Source organism: Streptomyces sp. NPDC007346 (assembly GCF_040703535.1).
In the GTDB taxonomy this organism is placed as follows: Bacteria; Actinomycetota; Actinomycetes; order Streptomycetales; family Streptomycetaceae; genus Streptomyces.
This window is the reverse complement of record NZ_JBEYKR010000237.1, coordinates 1-6,824: the sequence shown is the minus strand read 5'-3', so window position 1 is coordinate 6,824 and position 6,824 is coordinate 1. Positions and strand designations below refer to the sequence as shown.

5 protein-coding genes are annotated in these 6,824 nt (G+C 71.2%); 3 read left to right on the top strand and 2 right to left on the bottom strand.

The window, feature by feature from the left end:
• A partial coding sequence (locus tag AB0917_RS33010) for a MarR family transcriptional regulator (RefSeq protein ID WP_366823398.1) occupies positions 1-1,092 on the top strand: 1,092 nt, incomplete at its 5' end.
• Between the two features lie 40 nt (positions 1,093-1,132).
• Here AB0917_RS33010 and AB0917_RS33005 read toward each other — a convergent pair.
• On the bottom strand, positions 1,133-1,930 hold the full coding sequence (locus AB0917_RS33005; RefSeq protein WP_366823397.1) for a nucleotidyltransferase domain-containing protein: 798 nt from the start codon (positions 1,928-1,930) through the stop codon (positions 1,133-1,135).
• 240 nt (positions 1,931-2,170) lie between these two features.
• The gene (locus tag AB0917_RS33000) at positions 2,171-3,994 is read right to left on the bottom strand and encodes a bifunctional metallophosphatase/5'-nucleotidase (protein ID WP_366823396.1); all 1,824 of its coding nucleotides are present in this window, start codon (positions 3,992-3,994) and stop codon (positions 2,171-2,173) included.
• Positions 3,995-4,278: 284 nt separating this feature from the next.
• Here AB0917_RS33000 and AB0917_RS32995 point away from each other — a divergent pair, with 284 nt between their 5' ends.
• Both AB0917_RS32995 and mshD read left to right on the top strand, forming a co-directional pair.
• Positions 4,279-5,364, top strand: coding sequence for a PDDEXK nuclease domain-containing protein (locus AB0917_RS32995; protein WP_366823395.1), 1,086 nt, complete (start codon positions 4,279-4,281; stop codon positions 5,362-5,364).
• 60 nt (positions 5,365-5,424) lie between these two features.
• Positions 5,425-6,348, top strand: a complete 924-nt coding sequence (mshD, locus tag AB0917_RS32990) for a mycothiol synthase (RefSeq protein WP_366823394.1) — start codon at positions 5,425-5,427, stop codon at positions 6,346-6,348.
• Positions 6,349-6,824 lie beyond the last annotated feature (476 nt).

Here is a 6,824-nt window from a genome sequence, read left to right as displayed (position 1 = left end):
CCTAGCCCTGCCCCGCCCGCCCCCGCACACTCCACCGCGTACCCGATGGCCAAACCCGGCTACGGCAAACGCTCCGCCCCCGACCAACGCCCCCGCACGGGCGACGACTTCGCGCTCCTCCCGACGCGCGAACGCTACGTGGCCGGGTTCGTGGACCACCTCCCCGAGGGCGCGGCGATGAGCGTCAAACACCTGGCCAAACAGCTCCCGCTCTACGGACAACAGGCCATCTCCACCGCCCTGAACGCCCTCTCCGTCGCCGGACACCTGCGACGCGTACGGTGCACGGTCGGCGCCGGCGACGAGACCCGCTGGGTCTTCCGCACCTTCTGGTCCCGCACCGCACACGACAACGAGTGGTGGAACACCTACCTCGCCACGGAGGGCGCCCAGTTCACAGCCTGTACGCCGCAGGCCCCGGCCCCGGCCCCGACATCGGCCCCCGCGCCCGCCCCCGTACCCGCGTCCGTACCGCAGCAGCGAACCACGCCCCCGACACGGACACCGACACCAGCGCCACCACCACCGGCCCCGGCCCCGGCACGTGCACCAGAACCGGCCCCATCTCCGCCCCCCACCCCAGCCCCACCCCTCTCACCCGACCCCTCACGCGACCGCTCCCCCACCCCCTCCCCCGCCTACCTCGCTCTCGCCCAGCTCGGAAACGTGGACCACCGCGTCGCCCTCTCCGCCGCCGACTGCACCGCGCTCGAAGGGCTCGCCGCCTCCTGGCTCGAACGGGGCGTCGGCAGTGACTACCTCGTCCACGCCCTGACCGCCGGGCTCCCCCGCGCCGTCGATTCGCCGGTCGGCTTCGTCCGTCGCCGCCTTCAGGACAAGATCCCGCCCCACCTGCCCGCCGCCGGACCCGCGCAACCGCCACCACCCGGCGCGCCCGTCCACGGCCTACTCGTCGAATGCACGGCGTGCCGCGTTCCAGGACGGCCCGAGGCGCTCCCCGACGGGCTCTGCCGCCCGTGCCGGTCCGACACCGATGGCCCCGAAGAGCGCACCCGGGACGACGGGCTCCCCGTACAGCGCGACATCGGCGCCTACGTCAGCGAACTCCGCGAACGGCTCAGGCTCCCGTGAGCGCCCCGGGCCGGGTAGGCGCCCAGGAGGGGCGCAGCCGTCACGCCGGCGGCCCCCAGGGGTGGGCGTACCCCTCCCTGAGCGGCCCGCCGCACAGGTCGAGCACCTGGCCCGCCGCTTCCACGAGCGGTACGGGGTCGGCGTGTTCGGCCACGGCCCGCTGCCCGGCCAACAGGGCCTCGCCCCGGACCGGGTCCGCGTCCAGGAGGCGGCGCGGCAGCCACCTGCCGATGCCGTTCCAGACGCCGAGGTGGGCCGTATGCAGGTGGGCCGCCTCGCGCAGTACGGCGTCGGCCAGGGCGAGTTGCTCGTAACGGGCGGTCGACGGGGCATCGGCCACGCCACCCAGGCTGCCGAGGTCGTCCGGGCCACCCAAGCCGCCCAAGTCGTCCGGACCACCCAGGTCGCCCAGGTCGCCCAGGTCGTCCAGGAAGGAGGTCAGGAGGTAGCGCCCCCGCTCCCACTCGGCCCGCGTCAGCGCGGGCGGCCCCGCCGCGAGCACCTCCCGGGCCCGCTCGCACGCATGGGACACATGGCCGCCGGGGTCCAGCAGGGGCAGCCCCTGGGCGTAGAGGAAGAGGACCGTGCCCCGCCGCTGGGCCCGGTCCCGCTCGAAGGCGGCGGGCACGTCGGCCAGGGTGTGCACGAACAACTCGGCCAGGCGGCCGTTGCGGCGGACCATCTCGAGCCGCCCGGCGGCCCCGTCCGGAAGGATCACCGCCACATCCAGATCGCTGTTCGCCGTGGCACGCCCCTGAGCGGCAGAACCTCCCAGCAGCGCGCCCACAGCCTGGGGAAAACGTTCCTTGACCAGCCCCAGTGCCTCACCGGCCAACATCGCGACAGGCAGGGCTTCTCGACCTCGACGGCAGGCGTCCATGGGAGCCCATCGTGCCAGGCCCGCCACGCTCCTCCCCGGCCTCGCCAGACCAAAGCTCATCCCTCGCGTTCGCGTGCCGTCCCCGGCCACCTTCCCGCACAAGGCCAGCCCCGAGCCCCGCGACCTGCTCGAACTCCCCTGAGCAGCAGTCAGGGGCGGCAAGGCCCGCCGGCCCGCCGCCCCTGACTCGTACGCGCGTTACTGCACGACCGTGATCCGATCCGTCGCCGGCGGGGCCAGCGGGGACGTGGCCGTGGAGTGGGCCGCCAGGTAGGCGTTGAACAGGTCCAGGTCGGAGGGGCCGACCAGCTTGTTCGTGCCCTGGCCGAGGGCCGGGAAGCCGTCGCCGCCGCCCGCGAGGAACTCGTTCATCGCGACCCGGTACGTGCGCGCCGGGTCGATCGCCTCGCCGTTCAGCTCGATGGTGTCGGTGACCACGCGGGCCGCGCCGCTCTTCGTCAGGTCCAGGGTGTAGGTGAGGCCCTTGGAGACCTGGAGGATCTTCGGTGCGGCCTCGTTGGCGCCGCTGACCTGCTGCTGGAGCGCGGCGACCAGTTGGGCGCCGGTCAGGTCGACGACGTTCATCATGTTGGTGAACGGCTGCACGGTGAACGCCTCGCCGTACGTGACGACCCCGTCGCCCTCACTGCCGGACGCCTTGTACACCAGGTCCGCGCGGATGCCGCCCGGGTTCATGAACGCGACTTCCGCGCCGCCCTGGCCGGCCGGGGCGAGGCCTTCGAGCTGGGCGTCGGCGATGAGGTTGCCGAGCGGCTTCTCCGGGGCCGTGGAGCCGCGGCCGTCGATGTCGGCGCTGATCCAGCCCTGCGGGCTGTCGGCGATCGGGGCGGCCAGCCTGTTCCAGCGGTCGATCAGGCGCGTCATGTCGGTGGCCTTGGGCTGGTCCCGGGTCACGACGTGGTTCGCGGACTTCACCGACGTACGGACGATGTCGTTCGTACGGAGGTCGTAGGTGAGCGTGGTGTCCGTGTACAGCTTGCCGAACGACGCGGCCGAGGTCACCATGCGCGGCTTGCCCGCCGGGTCCGGGACCGTGCACACGTACGCCTGGTGGGTGTGGCCCGTGACCAGGGCGTCCACCTTCGGCGTGATGCCCTTGGCGATGTCGACGATCGGGCCGGAGATGCCGTCGCCCGCGCCGGGGCTGTCGCAGTCGTAGTCGTACGAGGTGGAGGCCGGGGCCCCGCCCTCGTGGATCAGGGCCACGATGGACTTGACGCCCTTGCGGTCCAGCTCCTTGGCGTACTTGTTGATCGTCTCGACCTCGTCGTGGAACTTGAGGCCCTTGACGCCCTCGGCGGTGACGATGTCCGGCGTGCCCTCCAGGGTCACGCCGATGAAGCCGATCTTGACGCCGTTCTTCTTCCAGACCGTGTACGGCTTGAGCAGCGGCTTGCCGGTCTTCTCCTTGGTGACGTTGGCCGCCAGGTAGGGGAAGTCCGCGCCCTTGAACTTCTTGCCCTTCTCGTAACAGCCCTCGACCGGGTGGCAGCCGCCGTTCTGGAGGCGGGCCAGCTCGGTCGCGCCCTCGTCGAACTCGTGGTTGCCGACCGCCGAGACGTCCAGCTTCAGCTTGTTGAGCGCCTCGATCGTCGGCTCGTCGTGGAAGAGGCCCGACAGCAGCGGGCTCGCGCCGACCATGTCGCCGCCGGCCGCCGTGACGGAGTACGGGTTGCCCTTGCGCGCGGTGCGCAGCGAGGTCGCCAGGTACTCGACGCCACCGGCCGGGATCGCCTCGACCGTGCCGTCCGCGTGCCTCTTCTCGACCGTACCGGCGGAGCCGGCCGGGGGCTCCAGGTTGCCGTGCAGGTCGTTGAAGGACAGCAACTGCACATCTACGGTACGGGGCTTGTGGCCGTGGCCGTGCCCGTGGCCGTGCCCGTGGCCCCGGTCATGGGCGCCGGCCGGCATGGCGGCGACGAGCGCGCCCACCGTGGCCAGACCGGCCGCGGCGGCGAGCACCCGCCGGAACGCACGTTTCTTCTGCGGAGTCGCTGACATCGGTCCCCTTGTGTGTCAGTTGCGTCAGTCGTGTCAGTTGCTTCAGTTGCGTCAGTTGCGTCAGCCAGTCGTGACAGCCGCGTCACGGGGCCACGTCCGGCATCCTGCGTGCCGCAGCCTAGAGTCAACGCGCGTAGCGCGACAGGTATTCGGAGTTACGGCCTGGTTGCCATCCGGCCACATGGCTCGTCAGGACCGGCCCACACGTGCACGCATCACCCATATGGCTTACATATCCACGCAGAAACGTCACGGCATGGATCACGTCCGGAAGTCTGTACGCCGTGGAGAACGAACTCACGGCCAAGGCGAAGGTCCCGGGCCAGCAGCGAACACCGTCGTCAGAACTTCCCGCCGGATTCCTCGACATGGTCGACGACCTCAAGTCGATCGTCCGCGGGGCACACGTCCGGGCCCAGCTCAAGGTCAACACCGAGATGCTCCGGATGTACTGGCGGATCGGCCGGACCATCCTGGAGCGGCAGCGCGGGGAGAGGTGGGGCACGAAGGTCATCGAGCGGATCGCCACCGAGCTACGGACGGAGTTCCCGCAGCAGCGGGGGTTCAGCACCCGCAACCTTCAGTACATGCAGCAGATGGCCCGGACCTGGCCCGACTCGTTTGCGCAACAGCCTGTTGCGCAATTGCCCTGGGGCCACATCGTGCTCCTCATGGGCAAGTGCCCGACCCGCTTCGAGCTGGACTTCTACGCCCAGCACGCCGTCCACCACGGCTGGTCGCGAACGGAGCTGGAGTCGGTGATCCACCGGCAGCTGCACCTCGCCGAAGGCGCCGCCGCGAACAACTTCGACGTCAGCCTGCCCGGGAAGTCCGACGCCGTACGGCAGATCCTCAAGGACCCCTACCGCCTCGACTTCACCGAGCTCACGGGCCGGCCGGCGGAGCGCGATCTCGAGGACGCGCTCGTCGACAACCTCGTGCGGTTCCTGACCGAACTGGGTGTCGGGTTCGCCTTCGTCGGGCGTCAGTACCCGATCGTGGTCGGCGACTCCGAATACCGCATCGACCTGCTCTTCTACCACTGCAAGCTGCACTGCTACGTCGTGCTGGAGCTGAAGACCCGCAAGGCGCGGGCCGAGCACTTCGGGCAGCTCGGGTTCTACGTGTCGGTGGTGGACGACCTGGTCAGGGACAAGGAGCGGGACGAGCCCACTCTCGGCATCCTGATCGCCGAGAGCCGGGACCGGTCCATGGTCGAGTACGCGCTGCGCGGGTACAACACCCCGCTGGCCGTCAGCACGTACGCCGGGCTCCCGGAAGGGGTGAGGCAGCTGCTGCCCAGCGCGGAGGACCTCTCCCGCATCGCGGACGACGTCCTGAACGCGCCGGCCCCGCCCGAGGCCGATTGACCAGCGCCGGGCGGCACCGGCCGGACCTCCCCGCGCCCCCACCCCCCGTACGCTCGTCCCATGACGACTGACGCACCCCTCCCCTCCCCCGGACGCGAGATTCAGGCCCTCGACGCGCTCGACCCCGCCCAGGCCGACGCCGTCCTCGAACTCCTCGCCGAGGCGGCCCGGTTCGACGGCAGGCAGGCGGTCTCCGAGCAGGGAAGGCTCCGGATCCGGGGCGGACACCGCGTCGGTGTGCGCCACTTCCTGCTCACCAGCGACGGGGCCCTCGCCGGTTACGCACAGCTGGAGGACACCGACCCGATCGAGGCCCCGGCGGCCGAACTCGTCGTCCACCCCGAGCGGCGCGGCACCGGCCACGGGCGGGCCCTGGGCGCCGCGCTCCTCGCCGCGACCGGCAAGCGGCTGCGGGTCTGGGCGCACGGTGGCGGCTCGGCGGCCCGGCACCTGGCCCAGGTCCTCGGCCTCTCCCTCTTCCGTGAGCTGCGCCAGCTCCGCCGGAGCCTGGTCCCGCTCGACCTGGCGGAGCCCGTACTGCCCGAAGGCGTCACCGTACGGACCTTCGAGCCGGGCCGTGACGACGCCGCCTGGCTCGCCGTGAACCGTGCCGCCTTCGCTCACCACCCCGAGCAGGGCTCCCTGACCCAGCAGGACCTGGACGACCGCAAGGCGGAGCCCTGGTTCGACCCGAAGGGGTTCTTCCTGGCCGAGCGGGACGGCGCACTCGTCGGCTTCCACTGGACGAAGGTGCACGCCGAGGAGCGGCTGGGCGAGGTGTACGTCGTCGGGGTGCTGCCCGACGCCCAGGGCGGCGGCCTCGGCAAGGCGCTGACCGCGATCGGCCTGCACCACCTGGCCGCCGAGGGGCTGCCCACCGCGATGCTCTACGTCGACGCCGACAACACGGCGGCCGTGACGGTGTACGAGCGGATCGGCTTCACCACCCATGAGGTGGACCTGATGTACCGCACCGAGTCCTGAACCTCCCTCCTCCACCCTGAAGAAAATCTGTTGTGGCGGGAGTAGACATCTCGCTCCCGGTGGGGCTAGTATTTTTCTCGTAGCCGGACAGCGAAGAGGGCACGGCAGTGGAGTGGTGGAGCCGGAAACGGTGGGTTCCCCCGCTGGCTGCCGGGCCGGGTGGCCCCCAGGGGCCGCACAGCGGTACTCCCACCTGTCCGACCATCGAACCGAACCGAACGAGGTAAGGAGCAGACGCCATCAGGATCGCCCGAGCGAGGCACACACCGCTCGGGTACCGCAGGCCCCAGATCGGAAGGTGGTCCCCGGTCACGCATCCGCGATCCCCGCTCTCCCGCCCTCACCGGCGGACCGGCGGAAAAAGAAGGCCGACGTAAGTCAGTCGGCAGATGGTGTTGAAGCTCGGGGCCCGAGTGCCGAACGGCACTCGGGCCCCCCCCCGGGTCCGCGCGCGCCCACGCGGGCCCCCCCAAGAA

Coding starts and splice junctions, on each gene's coding strand:
- AB0917_RS33000 (WP_366823396.1), bottom strand. CDS start 3,994: ATGTCAGCGACTCCGCAGAAGAAACGTGCGTTCCGGCGGGTGCTCGCC.
- mshD (WP_366823394.1), top strand. CDS start 5,425: ATGACGACTGACGCACCCCTCCCCTCCCCCGGACGCGAGATTCAGGCC.
- AB0917_RS33005 (WP_366823397.1), bottom strand. CDS start 1,930: ATGTTGGCCGGTGAGGCACTGGGGCTGGTCAAGGAACGTTTTCCCCAG.